The sequence below is a fragment of the Oleiphilus sp. HI0067 genome (genome assembly GCF_001635735.1).
This window is the reverse complement of the sequence record NZ_LWFI01001606.1, coordinates 1-649: the sequence shown is the minus strand read 5'-3', so window position 1 is coordinate 649 and position 649 is coordinate 1. Positions and strand designations below refer to the sequence as shown.

Annotated in this window: 1 protein-coding gene; it reads right to left on the bottom strand. The window is 45.2% G+C overall.

Translation table 11 applies throughout. From position 1 onward, the window contains the following. Positions 1-649: phosphomethylpyrimidine synthase ThiC (locus tag A3739_RS26035; protein ID WP_197472592.1), on the bottom strand; the 649-nt coding region annotated here is incomplete at both ends.

Below are 649 nucleotides of genomic sequence, written 5' to 3'. Positions count from 1 at the left end.
ATGCATTGGCACGTGTCCGGGGCCTTCAATAAAGGTTTGAACGTCGTGTTTCCATGCAATCTTTGTTAATTCGNCCAAGGTACGAAGTTCAGAGAACTGGGCTTCATCATTTGCATCGGCAATTGACCCCGGACGTAAGCCATCGCCTAATGAGAAACAAACATCATAGGCTTTCATGATTGCGCAAATTTCCTCGAAATGGGTATAGAGGAAGTTTTCTTTATGATGAGCCAAACACCACTTCGCCATAATCGAACCACCGCGACTAACGATTCCCGTTACGCGTTTTGCAGTCATCGGAACATAACGAAGCAATACGCCGGCATGGATCGTAAAATAATCAACGCCCTGCTCAGCTTGTTCGATCAGTGTGTCTCGGAATAATTCCCACGTTAAATCTTCGGCAACACCACCACATTTTTCTAATGCTTGATAAATCGGTACGGTACCGATCGGCACTGATGAATTTCGGATAATCCATTCACGTGTTTCGTGGATGTTGTCCCCCGTACTCAAATCCATAACAGTATCGGCACCCCAGCGTGTCGCCCATACCGTCTTTTCAACTTCTTCCTGAATAGAAGATGTCACTGCCGAATTACCAATGTTTGCGTTTACTTTGGTGCGGAAATTACGACCAATAATCATT